This is a genomic window from Pseudoruegeria sp. SHC-113, from assembly GCF_025376885.1.
GTDB lineage: Bacteria > Pseudomonadota > Alphaproteobacteria > Rhodobacterales > Rhodobacteraceae > Pseudoruegeria.
The window spans coordinates 1573166-1591522 of sequence record NZ_JAHUBR010000001.1 but is presented as its reverse complement, the minus strand read 5'-3'; the positions used below and the strand labels follow the sequence as shown (position 1 = coordinate 1591522).

The 18357-nt window shown below is 61.1% G+C and carries 18 protein-coding genes; 3 read left to right on the top strand and 15 right to left on the bottom strand.

From position 1 onward, the window contains the following. Positions 1-3: 3 nt before the first annotated feature. The 3 genes from KVX96_RS07900 to KVX96_RS07890 are packed head-to-tail and all read left to right on the top strand — an operon-like array spanning position 4 to position 3784. The gene (locus KVX96_RS07900) at positions 4-1452 is read left to right on the top strand and encodes a class I SAM-dependent DNA methyltransferase (RefSeq protein WP_261193817.1); all 1449 of its coding nucleotides are present in this window, start codon (positions 4-6) and stop codon (positions 1450-1452) included. Further along, positions 1449-3317, top strand: coding sequence for a restriction endonuclease subunit S (locus KVX96_RS07895; protein WP_261193816.1), 1869 nt, complete (start codon positions 1449-1451; stop codon positions 3315-3317). Before KVX96_RS07900 ends, KVX96_RS07895 begins: the two co-directional genes overlap by 4 nt. Next, positions 3314-3784 carry a DUF6998 domain-containing protein gene (locus KVX96_RS07890; RefSeq protein WP_261193815.1) on the top strand — a complete coding sequence of 157 codons (471 nt, stop codon included), beginning with the start codon at positions 3314-3316 and terminating at the stop codon, positions 3782-3784. The genes KVX96_RS07895 and KVX96_RS07890 overlap by 4 nt, the downstream gene beginning before the upstream one ends. 315 nt (positions 3785-4099) lie before the next feature. Here KVX96_RS07890 and KVX96_RS07885 read toward each other — a convergent pair whose 3' ends face one another. The 15 genes from KVX96_RS07885 to KVX96_RS07815 all read right to left on the bottom strand — a co-directional run bounded on the left by KVX96_RS07885 (position 4100) and on the right by KVX96_RS07815 (position 18354). Further along, positions 4100-4576 (bottom strand): hypothetical protein, encoded by a 477-nt coding sequence (locus KVX96_RS07885; protein ID WP_261193814.1) that lies wholly within the window; start codon positions 4574-4576, stop codon positions 4100-4102. Further along, positions 4576-5100, bottom strand: a complete 525-nt coding sequence (locus tag KVX96_RS07880; RefSeq protein ID WP_261193812.1) for a toprim domain-containing protein — start codon at positions 5098-5100, stop codon at positions 4576-4578. The genes KVX96_RS07885 and KVX96_RS07880 overlap by 1 nt, the downstream gene beginning before the upstream one ends. A gap of 494 nt (positions 5101-5594) precedes the next feature. Beyond that, positions 5595-5786, bottom strand: coding sequence for a helix-turn-helix transcriptional regulator (locus tag KVX96_RS07875; RefSeq protein ID WP_261193810.1), 192 nt, complete (start codon positions 5784-5786; stop codon positions 5595-5597). 61 nt (positions 5787-5847) lie between these two features. After that, the gene (locus KVX96_RS07870; protein WP_261193809.1) at positions 5848-6501 is read right to left on the bottom strand and encodes a hypothetical protein; all 654 of its coding nucleotides are present in this window, start codon (positions 6499-6501) and stop codon (positions 5848-5850) included. Continuing rightward, on the bottom strand, positions 6498-7673 hold the full coding sequence (locus tag KVX96_RS07865; RefSeq protein WP_261193807.1) for a tyrosine-type recombinase/integrase: 1176 nt from the start codon (positions 7671-7673) through the stop codon (positions 6498-6500). The genes KVX96_RS07870 and KVX96_RS07865 overlap by 4 nt, the downstream gene beginning before the upstream one ends. A gap of 196 nt (positions 7674-7869) precedes the next feature. Then, positions 7870-8361 (bottom strand): hypothetical protein, encoded by a 492-nt coding sequence (locus KVX96_RS07860; RefSeq protein ID WP_261193806.1) that lies wholly within the window; start codon positions 8359-8361, stop codon positions 7870-7872. Positions 8362-8376: 15 nt separating this feature from the next. Beyond that, positions 8377-8655 (bottom strand): hypothetical protein, encoded by a 279-nt coding sequence (locus KVX96_RS07855; protein ID WP_261193805.1) that lies wholly within the window; start codon positions 8653-8655, stop codon positions 8377-8379. Between the two features lie 132 nt (positions 8656-8787). Beyond that, entirely contained in the window at positions 8788-9453 is a 666-nt protein-coding gene (locus KVX96_RS07850; protein WP_261193804.1) for a hypothetical protein, read from the bottom strand. 329 nt (positions 9454-9782) lie between these two features. Further along, positions 9783-10703, bottom strand: coding sequence for an FAD:protein FMN transferase (locus KVX96_RS07845; RefSeq protein ID WP_261193803.1), 921 nt, complete (start codon positions 10701-10703; stop codon positions 9783-9785). Beyond that, positions 10700-11266 carry a nitrous oxide reductase accessory protein NosL gene (locus KVX96_RS07840; protein ID WP_261193802.1) on the bottom strand — a complete coding sequence of 189 codons (567 nt, stop codon included), beginning with the start codon at positions 11264-11266 and terminating at the stop codon, positions 10700-10702. The genes KVX96_RS07845 and KVX96_RS07840 overlap by 4 nt, the downstream gene beginning before the upstream one ends. Beyond that, positions 11263-12087, bottom strand: a complete 825-nt coding sequence (locus KVX96_RS07835; protein WP_261193801.1) for an ABC transporter permease — start codon at positions 12085-12087, stop codon at positions 11263-11265. Before KVX96_RS07835 ends, KVX96_RS07840 begins: the two co-directional genes overlap by 4 nt. Further along, complete coding sequence (locus KVX96_RS07830; RefSeq protein ID WP_261193800.1) at positions 12087-12989, bottom strand: ABC transporter ATP-binding protein; 903 nt, start codon at positions 12987-12989, stop codon at positions 12087-12089. Before KVX96_RS07830 ends, KVX96_RS07835 begins: the two co-directional genes overlap by 1 nt. Next, complete coding sequence (locus tag KVX96_RS07825) at positions 12967-14277, bottom strand: nitrous oxide reductase family maturation protein NosD (protein WP_261193799.1); 1311 nt, start codon at positions 14275-14277, stop codon at positions 12967-12969. The genes KVX96_RS07830 and KVX96_RS07825 overlap by 23 nt, the downstream gene beginning before the upstream one ends. Beyond that, the gene (gene nosZ, locus KVX96_RS07820) at positions 14277-16214 is read right to left on the bottom strand and encodes a TAT-dependent nitrous-oxide reductase (protein ID WP_261193798.1); all 1938 of its coding nucleotides are present in this window, start codon (positions 16212-16214) and stop codon (positions 14277-14279) included. Before nosZ ends, KVX96_RS07825 begins: the two co-directional genes overlap by 1 nt. Then, positions 16207-18354: a NosR/NirI family protein gene (locus KVX96_RS07815; RefSeq protein WP_261193797.1), complete on the bottom strand. Its 2148-nt coding sequence runs from the start codon at positions 18352-18354 to the stop codon at positions 16207-16209. The genes nosZ and KVX96_RS07815 overlap by 8 nt, the downstream gene beginning before the upstream one ends. Between the last annotated feature and the right edge of the window lie 3 nt (positions 18355-18357).

Sequence of the window (18357 nt, the reverse complement as noted above, 5' to 3'; positions counted from 1 at the left end):
TCTATGACCGTCCGCAACCTCGTCAAATCCATTCAGGACATCATGCGCAAGGACACCGGTGTCGACGGTGATGCGCAGCGCATGTCCCAACTTGTCTGGATGTTTTTCCTTAAAATCATGGATGACCAGGACGAGGCGCTGGAGATCACGCGGGACGACTACACCTCCCCCATCCCCGAGGATCTGCAATGGCGGACCTGGGCAGCCGATCCGGAGGGGATCACCGGCGACACGCTGCTTGCCTTTCTGAATGACGAGCTGTTCCCGCGTCTCAAACAACTCTCTCCGCAGCAAGGACCGCGGGCCAAGGTCGTGCGCGATGTCTTTGAGGACGCCTACAACTACATGAAATCCGGCCAGCTTCTGCGGCAGGTGATCAACAAGATCAACGAGGTCGATTTCAACAACCTCACCGAGCGACAGCACTTTGGCGACATCTACGAACAGCTGCTGAACGACCTGCAAAACGCGGGCAACGCCGGCGAATACTACACGCCCCGCGCGGTCACCGCCTTCATGGTCCAGCAGATTGATCCCACGCCGGGCGAGGTACTCTTTGACCCCGCCTGCGGCACTGGCGGCTTTCTGACCTGCGCGATGCGCCATATGCGCGACAAGCACATCAAGCGCCCCGAGGACGAAACGCTGATGCAGGCCTCCCTGCGCGCGGTTGAGAAAAAGCCCCTGCCCCACATGCTCTGCGTCACCAACATGCTGCTGCACGGAGTGGAGGAGCCGTCATGGGTGCGCCATGACAACACGCTCGCCCGCCCGCTGGTCAGCTGGGGACAGGCCGACAAGGTCGACATCGTCCTGTCCAACCCGCCATTCGGCGGCAAGGAAGAGGACGGGATCGAGAACAACTTCCCCACCTTCCGCACCCGCGAAACCGCCGACCTCTTCCTCGCGCTCATAATCCGCCTGCTGAAACACAATGGCCGCGCCGCCGTGGTGCTGCCCGATGGCTCGCTCTTTGGCGAGGGCATCAAGACCCGGCTCAAGGAACACCTGCTTGAGGAATGCAACCTGCACACCATCGTGCGGCTGCCGAACTCGGTCTTCAAACCCTATGCCTCCATCGGCACCAACCTGCTGTTCTTTGAAAAAGGCACGCCCACGCAGGACATCTGGTATTGGGAACACCGCGTGCCCGAGACGCAAAAGGCCTACTCCATGACCAAGCCGATCCGGCTGGAGCATCTGGACGACTGCGCCGCATGGTGGGGCGGGCCGAACCGCGAAGGTCGTCAGGAAAGCGAACGGGCCTGGAAGGTCTCGATCGACGATATCCGCGAGCGTGGCTTCAACCTCGACATCAAGAACCCGCATGTTGAAGACGTGGACCACGGCGAGCCGGAGGAACTGCTGGCCGACCTGCAACGCGCCGAAGCCTCGGTCGATCACCTGCGGGCCGAGCTGAAGGCCATTCTGACCGAGGCCCTTTCCCGATGAGCGGCGGCGCGATGAACGCGGAACGGTTGCTGCAAGTCTATGAGCAGATCAGTGAAGCGCCAGATGCCATTGCGCAGCTGCGGCGGTTTGTGCTGGATCTGGCGGTGCGCGGGAAGCTGGTGGAGCAGGATGCGGCGGATGAGCCTGCTTCAGAACTCATAAGTCGACTTTCCGCAGGGAAAGAACAACTTGTCTTAACCAAGGTCATCAAGAAACCTCGCGTGCTCGGCAATGATGATGAACTTGTCCGCCCTTATGATATTCCAGTATCTTGGCAGTGGTGCCGCTTAGATAGTGTTGGTGCGATTGTCGGCGGTGGAACACCATCGGCAGCGGATTCATCAAATTTCGAAACACCTGGCTCCGGTGTACCATGGCTCACCCCGGCGGATCTCGGCGGCCACGCTCACTCATACATCTCGCGCGGCGCACGGGACTTGTCGGAGAAAGGTCTTTCTTCTTCGTCCGCTACCCTGATGCCAACAGGTGCGGTTCTGTTCACAAGTCGTGCTCCGATCGGCTATGTGGCTATTGCTGAGAACCCCATTTCGACCAATCAGGGCTTCAAGTCGGTGGTCCCCTTTCTTTCGGACTGTTCGCGTTACATCGCCCTAACTCTCAAAGCTCTTGCGACCGAGATTGATGCAAAGGCATCCGGCACGACTTTTAAAGAGGTTTCCGGAAAGATAGTCGCGGGCATTCCGTTCCCGCTTCCACCTCTCGCCGAACAGCACCGGATCGTCGCCAAGGTCGATGAGCTCATGGCGCTCTGTGATCGGCTGGAGGAGGCCCGCAAAACGCGAGAGGAGCTGCGCGACAAGCTCACCGCCGCCAGCCTCGCCCGCCTGACCGCCCCTGAGACCACGGCACAAGCGGAGCCAACAAAAGTAGGTACCGGTTTTGCGTCCGGCTCCGCGACCAGCCAATATGTGTCAGGAAAAGTGGGAACCGGTTTTCCGTCCGACACGGCGCACACTGAAGATGACTTCCCCGCCCACGCCCGTTTCGCCCTCGAGGCCCTGCCGTCCCTCACTACCCGCCCCGACCAGATCAAAACCCTCCGCCAAACCATCCTCAACCTCGCCGTCCGCGGCAAACTGGTGGAACAGGACCCTGCGGCTGAACCGGCGTCGGCGTTGCTTGAAAAAATTGCACAAACCAAATCCGAAGAAATTCGATCAGGAAAACGCAAGATAGATCGACCGCTTGGCGAATTCAAATTAGCCGACATGCCAACTATCCAACCCTGTGGTTGGGCGTTCGATTTCCTTCAGAACGTGATCGATGTGCGCGACGGAACACACGACACTCCAGCCGCCAGCGAAGAGGCTAACGCGATACCACTCGTAACCAGCAAGGATTTCAAAGCTGGCGAAATTGACTTCCAAAACGCAAAACGAATTTCATTGGCTGACCATATAGAGATTTCGAAGCGCTCTGCGGTTGATGTCGGCGACATTCTATTCTCCATGATCGGCGGGAACATTGGCAACCAGGTAATGGTGAACGATCCCAGGCCATTCAGCATCAAGAACGTCGCTTTGTTCAAATACTACGACACCGCTTCGACCCTTCCGAGATTCATCAAAATCTATATGGAAGACTTGGCGAACCGACTACAGAATGAAGCTTCCGGGGGCGCACAGCCATTTGTGTCATTAGGCGCTCTTAGAAAGCTCCCGATTGGGCTTCCACCCCTCGCCGAACAACACCGCATCGTGGCCAAGGTCGATGCCCTCATGGCCCTCTGCGACCGGCTGGAGGCTGCCCTGACCACCGCCGACACCACCCGCACGCGCCTCCTCGAAGCCCTCCTCCATGAGGCGCTGGAGTCCACAAACGACAGCCTAGAAGCCGCCGAATGAGCGAGAATGTCGACTGGACAAGCGTGGCCGCTTTGCTTGACGATCTCTACACCGCTGCCGATGGCCTTGAACGGATCTTCCCTGGTCGGAAATTCACACTCGACGGTCACCTCGTTGGAAGTATCGGCGAGGTCGTCGCTGCCTACATGTTCGACCTCGACCTGAACCCGGCGTCCACCCAAGGTCACGATGCGCGCGCCCGCGATGGCCGGCAGGTCGAGATCAAGCTCACCCAGGGCCGTGGCGTTGCCATCCGCCACGAGCCCGAACACCTAATCGTCCTCCACCGCCCCGCAGGCGGCCCGATCCGCGTGGTCTTCAACGGCCCCGGTCCCGTCGCATGGGCCGGCGCTGGCAAGATGCAGAAAAACGGCCAACGCCCGATCTCGCTCTCCCGCTTGGCCGCCCTTTCTGACGAAATTGCCGAGACAGACCGCCTGCCCGTCCTACGGGGTCCGCCCGTCTGACAGCAGCTTTGATCGCTGCCGCATGGCCCGCATAATGGCAACCGCACTTTCTCCACGCGCGGTAGCGTCCCCGCTCTGGCCGTCATCTTGCGAAACTACTTAACCGCCCCGCTTGAGCGAACTTTCGGCTTCTGAGCTTTGAATGGCCGTTCTGTGAGTGGTGAATCTAGGTTCTCATCACGGAAAAATTCGCGGTTCTTGCACTTTTGGCAATTACTGAGAAGGAAGGCAAGCTGCAGGGATCTTGCGCTACGATCGCAACCGAAGTGCTTTTTTCTTTTCACGGCAATTTCCAAAGCCTGCAGCAAGCGTGCGCTATCCATTGTCGTGCTCGCCCTCGTCTAGCGGCTCGATAACCTCTCCTATTTCGATGTCATCTAAGGAGCAGCGCCTTCTTCTCTTAAATTGGTGTTCTGAATGTGACCCCGATTTTCTAGGCTTAGTATTTCGGGGTTTAGTCTCATCCCCTACCCCCTCCCAATCGGGGTTTAGCTCACCGGTTTCTACACCCGGTTTTTTAGGGTCTAGGAACACCCGGAAACGGACGCCAACGCGCCTTCCATTTTCGTATGCCATCTTGGCTTCGAGGTAACCCCAGGCAACCAAGTCTCGTTTCAACCGAAGCCATACTTCTTCTCCGATGCCGTAGCGCGCGCGCAGATCCTTGACGACAACAACCCATTCTTTCGAGTGGCTGTTCAGCTCGACCAACAACCCGATATGGTTAAGCGTCAACCGCCGATCTTGAAACAACGCATTGGGGATTTTCTGATACCCGCGGCGCCTGCCCATCAGAACCCACCTCCTTGGATGTTAGCCATTTCAAGACGGCGCTGGGCGAGCATGAGAATGTCGTTCCAATCTCGGCCTTTAGGCGCGGACAGGATGCTTACGTTCCAGCCAAGGCCGCGCGCCCTCTTGGCAAGTTTTTCGCCCGCGACTTCACCCGCTTCATCGCCATCCGTTGCGATGGTCAGAACCCCTGGCTCTGACGGCAATTCAAGCGCCACGAGCCCAGCCGAGGACAATGCTGCCCAAATAGTTGGGCTATCGTCCAAAAGGCCGCAGTTTAGCGAAAGGGCTGTTTCAATCCCCTCGGCCACCACCAGACGGCCCGTGCCGGCTGCAATGAAAACAGATCCGCCGCCAGTAGAGCCCAGCGCCAGCCTCTGAGGTGAAACCCTTGCCTTACAGCTGCCATCAGCAAGAATGAAAGTGCGATGGATTGCAAAGCCTCTAGCGCAACTCACCTTCGCAACAATCGCTGGGTGGAAGCTTTGGCTGGGCCCATGCCAGCAGGCTGGATCGAACCGCAAGGTGTCCGGCAGAGTGCACGATATTGCCCTGTTGCGCAGGTAGGTCTCGCCAGGCGTCCCCTTGATGGGGATGGAACCCTCCCAGATCGCCCGAGCAATGTTAGCTTTGCGCTCAGCATCCACGCGGGCTCTGGCTTGCTGTCGTTCCAACTCGCTGGACTGCGGCAATGGCCTGCGGCTCGGCTTGTGTCCCGCCGCAGAAAGAATATCCCGAAAATCGCACCCCGACTTTTTGCAATTGAGCAGCAGCCGGCCTGTGTCTCCTGTGGATAAGGTAAGGCCGTTTTGATCTGGGCGCCCTTCGGGTTGGCAAATCGGGCATGGTGCCGTGCCATATCTTCCTCGCCAGCGCCCGTTAAGGCACTCGGTAAAGCGTCTCGCTTCAGACATAAGATTTCTCTTAAGAATAGGGGCGCGAGGTGCTAATATGCCTGTATCGATCGAGGCATCATTGGCAGCGCGCGCAGGTTGGGTTTGTTAGGCGCGCGCTGCGCTTATTCCTCGGCGGAAAGCATCGCCTCGATGTCAGCCCGACGCCAGCGAGCAGACCCGCCAATTTTGATAGGCTTCGGAAACTGATCGAGATGCATTAGCCTGTAGATCGTCGATACGCCGATGCGGAGCATGTCCGCGACTTCCTTGGCGAGCAGGAGTTCCTCAGATTGTTTGTTCATCGTCTGATCCATCTTAATTGCTCTGATGGAGTCAGCATGACTGCCGCTACACTTTGCTTCCACGACAATGTTGCTAGTTTTTGCCGCCACTTTTGTCAGCCGGGCGCAAATCAAATAGTGACACCTGGCGACGGCCTCTCATTTCTCGCTCCTGCATCAGAGCCCGAAAAGTTTCTGAGCCATCTAGTCTCTCTACTGCCCGCTCACAAGGTTTCCTGAACCCCACACGGATCTTCAATTCGCGGAGCATGTCGCTCACAGCCCTTGTGAATTGGCCTGTGGGGTTCCCGTTCTCACCTCGGGCTTTTCCGTCAGGCATGCACCCCCTGCCAAGCACGAAGATACACGCCATCTGGAAAGCGATTTCGTCTGCTGCCCAGCTTCGAGCTCTACCTCTGTCCTCAAAGGGGTCATCAATGTAGCGTTGGTATTCTTCGATGAGGTCAGCCAGACTACCAAGTACTTCTGGCAGGGTATCTCTACCTTCGTACCAGTCCTTGGATGACCTGGAACCAGCGCTCCAACCTTCAAGAGCAAACTCAGGTAGATTATTGATTGCCTTCTGAACAGCTTTGAGCCTCGTCAAAGCGTCTTTGACCGCTCCTTTCTCAAGACGAGCCATCTCTTTTTCGGAGGATACGGAAAACAGCGGGAATAGGCTGGAATGATAGAAAACTGCCTCTGCATATCCGATACGATCCAAAATCTTCTTCACTTCCATTTTCATGCGCGCACCATCTGCAAAACATCGCCTGCCGAACCGGCAGCGAAACGCCCCCACGCGTCCATGAGATCCCTGCGCCGCTCGAACAGATCGCTTCGCGCATAAGCCCGCTCAACTTTGTCCCCATAGGCGTGATGCAATGCTGCCTCAGCCACCGCGCGATCGACGCGCGCGCTTTCGGAACACCAATCCCGAAACGTCGACCTAAAGCCGTGGGTGGTTACCCCATCGCGCTCCATGCGCCCGAGCAGTCGGGAGAAGCTCACATCGGAAAGGCCCCGCGGCTCTCCCCGTTGGCTTTGCTGTGGCGATGGGAACACAAGCTCGCCGTTCAGCCCTCGAACGGCTTCCAGAACAGCCTGCGCTTCCGAGGAAAGCGGAACCCTGTGAGGAACCCTGCGCTTTGTCCTTTCTGCCGGAACTGTCCAGACACCATCGGGGGAAATCTCGCTCCACTTGGCACCGCGGGCTTCGCCAGATCGAACAACCGTCAGAATTGCAAATTCCAAGCATCGGGCAGAAACACCTTCTCTCCGGCGCAAGTCGCCCATGAAGCCTGGGAGATCCCGCCATGCCAAAGCCGCCATATGCTGCGGCCGTGCCTTCACCACGGGCAAAGCCGCCTCCAAGCCGTTCACAGGGTTTTCTCCGCTGTAGTGGCCTGCGCTCCTAGCCCAATCAAAAACCTTCGCCAAACGCTGCTTGAGCCGCTTAGCTGTATCGTTTTTGGAAACCCAGATCGGAGCAAGAACAGATAGAACGTCGCCAGCCTCGATCGTATCAATCTGCCTCTCCCCAAGCGCTGGAAGAACATCGTTCTCCAAACTCGCCAACCATTTCTGGGCGTGTTTCGGGTTTGACCAACTGGGCGCCAAATCCCGGTGAACCCGGCGCACCGCATCTTCAAGCGTCAGCCCGCGCTTCTTCCTTGTGCTGACAGGATCACCACCAGCCCGAGCAATCCGGCGCATCTCGTAAGCGCTGTCGCGGGCTTCTGCCAAACTCACCAAATCGGCTGAGCCCAGCCCAAGCTCGCGGCGCTTGCCATGAATGGCAATCCGCAAGATCCAAGACTTGGCACCGGTTGGTCCGATGCGAAGATAGAGCCCGGAACCATCCAGATACTTTCCCGGCTCCTGGAGCTTTTGAACCTGCTTAACTGTCAGCTTCGGCACCACGGCCTCCAATCTGTCCCACCTTTTGTCCCACCCTATTGCCCAAGAAAAGGTGGGACAATCTAAAATGACTTGAAACAGATTGAGGCAACAAGTATCTGTAAAAAAAGAGTAATTGAGGGAAGATGAAATTGGGACAGATACCAGTTCGGTAGCCTCCTCCGCTACCATCCCCCCTCAATATCGACGCAGGCCCTCACCGCCTTTGCGTGCTGGCGCACACGCGCTCTTCCAGCCCGCTTTGATCGCTGATGTTGGTGATGGCGCCTTCGAGCTCCTGAACGGGGCTGCGCCAGGTTTCATGAGCGTTGTCCAAAGGCGGCCAGCCGCCGGGTTGGTCGTTGGCGATATAAAAGAGGGCGCGCACACGGGAGCCATCGGGTAAAGCGCTCTTATAATGGCACCAGTGACGTTTGGGATCCTTGCTTCTATGATCTGGGCTTCGCATCCGACATGCGATGCAAAAGGGGCACTCAAAAAACGTGACATCTGTTGAAAGCAATCTCTTCCAAACGCCATTTTTGCCTTCATGCCCTCGCATGACATCGAAACCTTCGTAGTCGGCGTTGGGCTTGGCATCTTCCCAGCCGCTCAGCATTAGAGGTGCGTCCCCTTTGGGGAGGTAACTCTCGTAGATGATCAAATCGTGGATGGAGTAATCCTGCTCTTCCCCTGCAAAGGCCTCCAAGATGCCGGGAAGGGTCTAGGGCCAGCTAAATCCGGCGAAATGCAGGTTCGTCACGATCTGTGGGGGACCGTCGTAGGGCCAGTCGTCCGGCAGACGTGCTTCATCCAGATACTCGGGCTCCACAGGCCCTCTCTCTGCGTCGCGGGGGCGGTAGCCGAAATGCGCGGACTTCGAAACGAGAAACAGCGTCCCGTCCTTACAGACGGGCCTGATGTCTTGGGTGTCTGACAGCGCAGGCGTGACGGACAGGGCCGCCGACAGAATGGCGCTGGTGAGGAGGTGTCGTTTAGTCATGATCGGATCTCACTGAATTGCCGGGTGCGGGCTATTTGCACACCTGCTCTCCAAGTCCACTCTGATCGATGATGTTGGCGATGGCGCCTTCGAGCGCCTGAATGGGAGCGCGCCAGGTTTCATGAGCGTTGTTCAAGGGCGGCCAGCCGCCGGGGATACTGTTGTCGATTTTAAAAAGAACGCGCACTCGGGAGTTGTCCGGAAGCACCCCTCTGAAAAGGCAGTCCCTCCTATTTGGGTCACTGCTAAAGTTACTCGGATCCGGGCGGCACCAAATATCGAAAGGCTGATTGAAGAAGGTAATTTCAGTTGAAATGAGGCGTGTAGTTTTTCGTCCCTACCCTCATGCCCTCGCAGGGCATCGAATCCTTCATAGTCAACGCTGGGTTTGACATCCTCCCAGCCATCTAGCATGGGGGAGCCATCCTCAATAAGGGCAGGTCCCTCGCGGAAAATAAGGTCGTAAATGGAGTAGTCCTGCGCTTCCCCTGCAAAGGCCTCCAAGATGCCTGGAAGGCTCTTGGGCCAGCTAAATCCGGCGAAATGCAGGTTCGTCACGATCTGTGGGGGACCGTCGTAGGGCCAGTCGTCCGGCAGACGTGCTTCATCCAGATACTCGGGCTCCACAGGCCCTTTCTCTGCGTCGCGGGGGCGGTAGCCGAAATGCGCAGACTTCGAAACGAGAAACAGCGTCCCGTCCTTACAGACGGGCCTGATGTCTTGGGTGTCTGACAGCGCAGGCGTGACGGAGAGCATGGCCAGCAGGATCGCGCCAATGCGCAGGGGTCGTTTGCTCATACCTGATCCTCATCGCCTTACCCGCACTCAACTAAGGTGGCTATGCGCTCAGGGTCAACACTGGGAAGCAGGCATGGCTTCCCAGCGACGAAAGCAGGACTTCGGCAGGAGGCTCATAGGCTCTGATCCAACGCCTTTTTGACCCGCCTGCGCCAATGACGAGACCTACGACGGCGCGTTTTTTCGAACCGGGCAGCGATGCGCCGGAGGCGGATGCATACGGTCGTCAGGGGGCCGAAACGCCCGGGCAGGTCGGGCCCTATCTACCTTCTGGGCTGAGGGAGGTGACTCACAAAAGCACGAGCCGCGGACTCCCCCTGAAGGAGAGCTTAAGCCGCGGACGGGCCCTCCAGAAACGCCTCCAGCCGGACGCCCTTTTCGCCCGCCACCAGCCGTTGCGCCGTTGCCCGATCCTCCACGAGGCTCAGCCCGGTGGACAAGGCGTCGGCCAGCCCGGCCCCTTTCGCACTGACGGACACTTGCCGTCGCGCCACGGGCATGCCGCCAAAGGGGCGCAGGATATGGCCTTGCCGTCCGTCCGCGCCCAGAACCGTCCCGTAGGTGTGCGAGGTGGCGAGGGCGCGATCGCGCAGCACCACGCGTTCGGCGCTGTGGGCGATCGAGACGCCCCAGCCCTCCTGCCCGGAAGGCGCTCCACGGGCCGCGATCTCACCGGTGTCGACCAGAACATCCGCAAGCCCCTCGGCTTTCAGGCGCGCTGCCACCCTGTCCGCAACATACCCCTGGGCGATCCCGTTCAGCGTCAGGGCCTGCCCCGCGCCGAGCCGCACAGCGTCGCTATCGAAGGTCACGCGGTCAAAGCCAACCAGCGCCCGCGCGCGCTGCAGACGCGCGGGTGGCAGCGCCTGCCCCGCCGATCTTGCTTCAGCGAGCGCGGCCCAGAGCGGTTGTACCGTCGGATCGAAGCGCCCCTCGGTCACGCGGTGAACATGGCGGGCCAGAGACAGGCAATCGAGCAGTTCGAAGGAGGGCGCGGCGAGAACCCCGGCCCGGTTGAGCCGGCTCAGCTCCGACCCGGCGTCATAGAGGCTGAAGATCCGCTCCAGCCGCGTGATTTCAGCACGGGCCAGCGCCGTCAGCCGCGCGGCACCGGGGTGGTCCATCAGGATCTGCGCCCGCGCGCCAAGGGCGGTGCCCTGCCAGCGCAGGGTTTCGGCCGGCAAGCCCGTTGCGAGCCCCGAGGCGGCGGCGGCAAGGAGAAAGCGGCGACGCGACAGGTGCTGGCTCATGATTTCTCTCCGTCTGAGGTCAGTCGCCGCAGGCGCTCCGACATCTCGTTGTCTTTCTCGGTTGCGGCTGTGGAAGCGGGAGCGGTGCTCAGCACGTCCTGCGCCGAAATCGCCGCAAAGGGGTACACGGCCCCTCCGTGCTTACGGGCGAAAGCGTCCGCCGCGTCCGGGCTGGCAAAAGGCACGAATTCCGGTGCGCCCATGCCGCCCATGCGATCCGAACCGATGACGTAATGGGCCGAGCGCGCCGCGATCCAGGGGCCCGGCTGCGCCCAGTTCGCCTCCGACATATCCTGCACGTAGGCCACGGTGACGGCATAGTTCTGTTCGGGCATATGGAGGTAGGCCACGGCGTCGCGCACCTGGCTGAAGAAAAGCGGCGCCTGCAGCCCTTCGAGGTGGATCTGCCCCTTCGGCCCATCGTGTTCGATCAGCTCCATCTGACAATAATAGCCAGCGGCTTCCGCTGTGATGTCGACGGGCGCGGGCACGGCGGCCTGCTCTTCCTTGCAGGCGCTGAGCAACAGCAGCGTAGCCAGGCCCAAGAGGGAAAACCGCGTCATGGCTGGACCCTCCCGAAGCTGAGCCGGGCCAGAACCGCGGCCAGCACCGGCCAGAGCAGCAGGGATGCCAGCGGTTTCCAGGCTGCAATGCTGTTGGCCGCTCCGGCAAGGCCCGAGGCGGCGTCCACGGCCTCGGAGGCCGCAAGGTTGAAGATGCGGAAGGCATCCGCAGGGTTCAGGACCAGCGCCCAGGGGAAAACCTGCGTGGTGAAGCTGCCGCCGTCATCGGTGATGATCGCCGCCAGCAGCCCCAGATCGTAGAGCACGATCATCACCAGCCAAAGGCCGATGGCCAAGGCAGCTGCACCGGAGGCGCGCCGGGCCACGCAGGACATCGCATGCCCGAGCGACAGGAAAGCGGCTCCCAGCAGCGCGGATGTCCAGGTCAGGCGCCAAAGCGCGCTTAGGCCCGCGGTGGCCGCGCTCCCCCCCGACAGGAAGGCCATCGCAGCCGCCGCCGCGTATCCGGCAACAACAGCCAGCACCACGACAGCCAGCTGGGCCAGCAGCTTACCCAGCAGCAGCTCGGAGCGCGACAGCGGATAGGTCAGATGCAGCGGCAGCGTACCGCGCTCGGCTTCCCCCGCCACCGCATCGAAGGAAATCAGCAGCGCGATCAGCGGGACAAGGTAAACCGCAAGCGACACGAGGCTCGCCACGGTCACCGAGAGCGGATCGGCCGCAAGCCCGTTTCCCCCGGCCCCGGCGGCCGAGAGCACCAGTGAAAAGAGGATCATCATCGCCGCCCCCACCGCCACCCAACGGTTGCGCAGGGCGATGCGGAATTCGATTCCTGCCGTCGACAAGATACGGCCCAGCATCACGCGGCCTCCTCTTCGGATTGGCGGCTGATCCGCGCGTAGAGATCGTCCAATGTGGGCGGCGCAAGGTCGAAATCCTCGATCAGATCGCGCCGCGCCGCGATGCGTTCGAGCAGGGCGAGTTTCTCCTGCGGGGCGCAGCCCAGCAAGAGCCGCCCTGCCTCGGCCCGGGCCTCGGGGAAATGGGTGGCCACCGCCTGCGCCTGTCCGGGCCGCGGGGTGAGCGTGATCACCAGCGGCAGCGCCGCCTTCCTGCGCAGCTCTGCCAGGGTGCCCCCGGCCACCATGCGCCCCCGTGACAGCACCACGATCCGGTCCGTCCGGGCCTCCAGCTCCGAGAGCGCGTGGCTGGACAGCAGGATCGCCGTGCCCTGACCGGCCAACTCGTCGAGCAGCGTATAGAAATCGCGGCGGGAGATCGGATCCAGCCCCGAGGTCGGCTCGTCCAGCACCATCAGGCGCGGCGCGCCGATCAGCGCCTGTGCAAGGCCCACCCGCTGGCGCATCCCCTTGGAATAGCTGCCGATGCGCCGCTGCCCGGCTTCGGCCAGCCCCACTTTTTCAAGCAGCCCGTCGGCGGCCCGCACATCCTGCCCCCGCAGGCGCAGGTAGTGGCGCAGCATTTCGCGCCCCGTCAACGAGGGATGGAAGGCCGCGTTTTCGGGAAGATAGGCCGTAAGCGACCGCGCCACGGCGCTTCCCGGCGCGTGATCGGCAATGCGCACATGGCCCGCATCAGGCGTGAGCAAGCCCAGGATCAGCTTCATCATTGTCGATTTGCCCGCACCGTTGTGGCCCAGCAATGCGACCCGTTCGCCCGCGGAAATCTCCAGCGAGATCCCCTGAAGCGCCGTCTGGCGACCGAAGCGTTTTGTCAGCTCATTCAAGGTCAGGATCGTCATCGCGTTCTCCTTTGGTCCAGAGCGGAGGCGTCTGTGCCAGCGTTTCGATTTGGTCAGGCACCGCCCGCAGGGGCGCGCCCGTCAGCGGATGGCTGTCCACGACGCCACCAGTGCGCGCCGCCGGGAATTGCGCCTGACTCCAGCGCACCAATTGGACTGCCGGTGCCCCCATCAGCAGTTTGGCCGCCGGTTGCGACCAGAGAATGTGATCCATCAGATCATTGGGGCGGTAGGGGCTGTCGGCCCGTGCGTCGCCGTCAAGATCAAAGGCCGCGTGATCAGACCAATAGTTGCCCCGCCCTTCAAAGCTCCATTCCACGTCCCGCGTACCGACGTATTTCACCTGCGTTCGATTGCCCAGAAAGGCATTGCCGGTGATCGTGTTGCGCTCGGAACCGGCGGTGAAATGCACGCCGATCTCACAGCCCTGGAAGATGTTCTCAGCCAGAAGGTTGCGGTGGGAATTGTAAACGAAGGTGCATTTCTCGGTGCCGCCCGTCACGAAATTCCCGAAGATGTCGGATTTATTGGTGTAATTCAGCATGACGCCGTGATCGCGGTCGTTGACAGAAAGATTGCCGCTCACCACGATCCGGTCGGAATACATCAGCGCGAAGCCGAGGTGATTGCCGATCGAGACATTGTCGGCGATCACGCTGTCGTTTGTGTACATGTAGTGCACGGCAAAGCGCAGATCGCGGAACAGATTGCCCCGGTAGGTGTTGCGCTTGGAGGTGTTGGAGAAGATGCCGTCGCGGCCGTAGCGGATCTCGTTGTTCTCGACCGTCGCCCCCGGGGCATTCCAGACATATACACCGTTGCCCCTGTCGTTCATGCGCCGCAGCCGCAGCCCTTCGATCCGGTTGCCCTTCACCAGCGCATCCCGCGCGCCGTGGATATCCACGCCAACAAGATTGTCGCGCAGATCATTGTCGAGCACCCGCGCATTGCGGGCCTTCTTCGTGAGCTTGATGCCACTGTCGAGCGTTTCTGCCGACCGTCCGGAGTTCACCACCGTCAGGCCCCGCAGGATCACGTCGGGCGCATCTACGGTGATCACCGATCCCTGCCCCGCCGCGTCGACCACCGCGCCCTCTTCACCGGTGAGAGTCAGGGGAAGGGTTATGCTCACCGGGCCGGCATGCCGCCCCGGTGAAAGGATCAGGGTGTCGCCCCCGGTCGCCTGCGCCAAGGCCGCCGCCAGCGCGCCGGGGCGCGCCGGAACGGTGATCCGCTCGGCCCATGCGGGCAGCGCGAACAGGCAGAGCAGAAGGGCGACACGCAGCATCAGCCGTTCCTCGGCTCAACGAACATCCGGCCGCGCATTTCCATGTGGAGCGCGTGGCAGAACCACTGGCAATAGTACCAGTACACGCCGGGCTTGGCGGCCGTGAAGGTGACGGATGCCGTGGCCTGCGGCCCCACCTCCATCGCGACCCCGTGGTTGTTCAGGCAGAAGCCGTGGGTCAGGTCGTCGATTTCGTCGAGGTTGGTCACATAGACCGTAACCTCATCGCCCTCGGTCACGGTGAAGCTTTCGAGGCTGAACGAAGGCGCGACGCTGGACATGTAGACCCGCACCTTGTTGCCGTCGCGGATCACCGATTCCTGCCAGTCGTCCAGATCCACACCATCGGCTTCGGCCTGGGCGCGGGCGTCCGCCCACATCGGATCGTTGCGCTCCCACATGGAATTCGGGTTCAGAACCGAACGGTGCACGATGATGCTGTCGTGTGGCTCGGCGAAGGTCGGGCCATCGTGCATCAGCGTGAGGGTGGTTCCATCCAGCGCGAAGAGCTGTTCGTTCTCGGGTTTGAGGGGGCCGACGTTGATGAAGCGGTCTTTGGAGAACTTGTTCATCGAGATGTAGTATTTGCCGTCCGCCTCAAGGGTTTCGCCCATCGACGTGGAGTTGTGGCCCGGCTGGTAGTGCACATCTTCCTTGGTGATGATCGGATCCACGTCCTCACCACTATAGGCGCGCACGGCTTTCTCGATGTTCCACATCACCACCTGGCTGTCGAGGAAGAGCGTCGTCAGCGCGTTGCCCTTGCCGTCAAAGCAGGTGTGAAGCGGCCCGAGGCCCAGTTCCGGTTCGGCCACCACGGCGGAGCGCGGATCGGCGTCTTCCTCGAAGAGCGCGTCAAGCTTGCGCACGTCGATCACCGAGACGGTGGGCGACAGCTTCCCGGCCACGCAGAGGTGAATCCGGTCGGGGGCCATGTTGATGCCGTGCGGACTGTTCGGGATCGGGATGTAGCGGGTGTATTTCTTGTTCTGCCCCTTGCGGCCATCGATCACCGGTACGCCGTTAAGCACCTGCACATCACCGGCAGCCACGCCTTTTTCGATCTCTTTCAGGTTGAAGACGACAATGTGATCCACCTCGGATTCCGTCATCTCGGCCAGGTTCATGCCCATTTCCGAGTTGTAAGAGGTGGAAAAGGCATATTTGCCGTCATAGTCGCAATCGGTGTTGTCGAGGTTGCCCGACACCATCACCTGCCAGGCCACCGTCATCTCATCGGCGTTCACGGCGGTGTAGAAATTCACGTATTTGTCCGGCTCGTCGAGAATCTTGCCGTCGTTCACCATCGGCACCTCGTCTTCGCCGTTGCAGAAGACGTAATCGGTGCGCGGCCATTTCTGGGGGCGCAGGCCGTGGATGGCCTTGGCGTTGGGGATGTCGATGATCTTGTCGCATTTCATCACGTCGCAGCGCACACGGGCGACGCGTGTGTTGGCCTTGTCGTTCATGAACAGGTAGCGGCCATCGTATTTGCCCTCGGTAAAGGACATGTGCACGTGGTGAAGATCGCCGTTGTCGTGGACCTTCTTGCCCTGCGCGGCCAGATAGGCCTTGGTTTCGGGCAGCATGCCGTCGGTGAGCACCTTCAGGCTTTCGTTGGTCTGGCCCCAGCCGGTGGCCGAGCAACGGTTGAACACCGGCACGCGCATCAGTTCGCGCATCGAGGGGATGCCGAGAATGCGCATTTCGCCGGTCTGGCCGGACGACCAGAAGCCGTAGTATTCATCCAGTTCCCCCGGCGCGGGCGAGGCATGCCCTCCCTGCGCGGCGGCCGAACTGGCCGTGGCGGCGGCGATGGCAGCCGTGCCCCCCATGAGGCCAAGGCGTCCGCCGGTGCCCCCCAGCAATGCAGCGCCTGTTGCCGTGGCGCCCATGAAGCCACGACGGCTCAGGCCATTGTGTCCCTTGTTAGACATGGTTTGTCTCCTTCTGTCTGTTTGGGTGATTTTCGAGCCCCGCACGCGGCGCAGTGCCGGATGGGAGATCGGGCTGTGTCACCGCCGCGCGCCGCTTGAGTTGGCGGATCACGACGGGGCATTTCGTTTTGGATTGATAGAGCACCTGGCAATGCATGCAGTTCAGGCATTCATTGGGGTTGATCTCTCCGGTCGGGTGGATCGCCTGGACCATGCATTCATTGGCGCAGGTCTGGCACGGGCTGCCGCATTCCTTGTAGCGCTTGAGCCAGTCAAACATGCGCAACCGGGCTGGGATCGCCAGCGCCGCACCCAGCGGGCAGAGATAGCGGCAATAGAACCGTTCCACGAAGAGCCCGGCAATCAGCAGCGCGGCGGCATAGGCCACGAAGGGCCAGGCCCGCATGAATTTCAGAACGATCGCGGTTTTGAACGGCTCGATCTCGGCCAGGTGTTCGGCCTGTTCGATCGAGGCCAGCGAGATGCCGAACAGCCCGAGGAAGATCATGTATTTCACCGCCCAGAGGCGCTCGTGCAGGCCCCAGGGCAGCTTGACCTGCGGCACGCCAAGGCGTCTTGCGATATGGTTGGTCAGCTCCTGCAGCGCGCCGAAGGGGCAAAGCCAGCCGCAATAGGCCCCCCGCCCCCAAAACAGCAGCGCCGCGGCGACAGAGAACCACAGGATGAAGGTCAGCGGATCCAGCAGGAACGCCTGCCAGCTGAAATCGCTGGTCAGCGCGCCAAACAGGGCCATGAGGTTGACGACGGAAAGCTGTGCGTTTGCATACCAGCCGAGGAACACCAGCGTCAGGGTCAGGAAGCCATAGCGGAAGATCTGCACCCGGCGCGCCGAACGCGTCAGCTGCATCTGGAAGAAAAACGCAAGCGTCAGCACCGCGACCATGGCCGAGAGAACGGCGATTTCGAGGGTCTTGTCCTCCCAGATCCGGCGCCACAGCGCGCTCTGGGCAGCGGTCTCGGTTTCCGCTTCCGGGCCGGTCGGCGCCGCGGGCTGCTCCGGTGCGACAAGCGCGAGGAAGGCCGGGGGCAACTGATAGCCCAGGTCGAATGTGGTGAAGACCTTCTCGATCGCCGCGACCTCACGGTGCACCAGCAGTTGCAAACGGAAGGGTTTGGTGGGGTCAAAACCGCTCTCGGCGGGGATCTTGAAAAGATCGCGCTCGGTGAATTCCGGCGCATCCTCCAGCGCGATGGGGCCCATGCGCCGATGCCCCCGATCCCGGAAGCGCACAGAGATATCCTCCTGGATCAGCACGATCCGGTCGAAGATGCCCCCACGCACATAGCCCGACCCTTTGAAGGAATAGAGCCCGCGGCCAACGACGGCGATGGCGTGTTCGCCCTCGTGGAGCCAGGCTTTCAGGTTGGCGTTCTCGGCCGCACCAAGCACCGCCTCACCGATTGCCGGCACCGACACAAGCGCCACCTGCATGTCGATGAAGGTTGTTTCGGGGGCCTCCGTCAGGGGGCGTTCGGCCGCGCGGGGGTCATCGAGCATCTCGAAGGCGGCATTGACCTGCCCGACATCCAGCGACAGGCGGCGCACGGAGCCGTCGCCCTCCATCTGCATCCAGCTCTCAGGCTGGGGCGCATCCGCGCGCAGCTCGTATTTCGGGCCTTTGTCCACCTCTGCCTGAAGCCCGCCAAGTCCCAGCGCACGCGCCACTTTCAGGCCCGAGCGGATGATGCTGTCGTCGATCACCATCACCGTCACGGTCGCGCCGCTGATGATGTCCAGATCATGGGCCGAGCCCCCGGACGCGGCCTCCTCCACAAGGGAAACCCCGCGATAGGCCTCCATCATCTCGCGGATCTCGCTTTCCGGGATGCCGATCAGAACGATCGGCTCGGAGTGTTTGACGAGATCGACGCCAAGGATCGTGGCCGCGTCATCCACCGCGACAAGCGTGTGGATCGGCTTCCCGGAATAGCCGGTTGTGCCTACGAAATCGGAGGTCAGAAACACATGTCCGACAGGCTGTCCGGCCGCAAGGATCGGCGCAACGGCGATATCCTCCCGGATGGCCCCGAAGCTGTCTGCCCCTTCGACCAGCGCACTCGGGTCGGCTTTTGGCAGGAACTGAGCAAGAATCGCCTGGTTCTGCTGCGCGGATGCCATGGT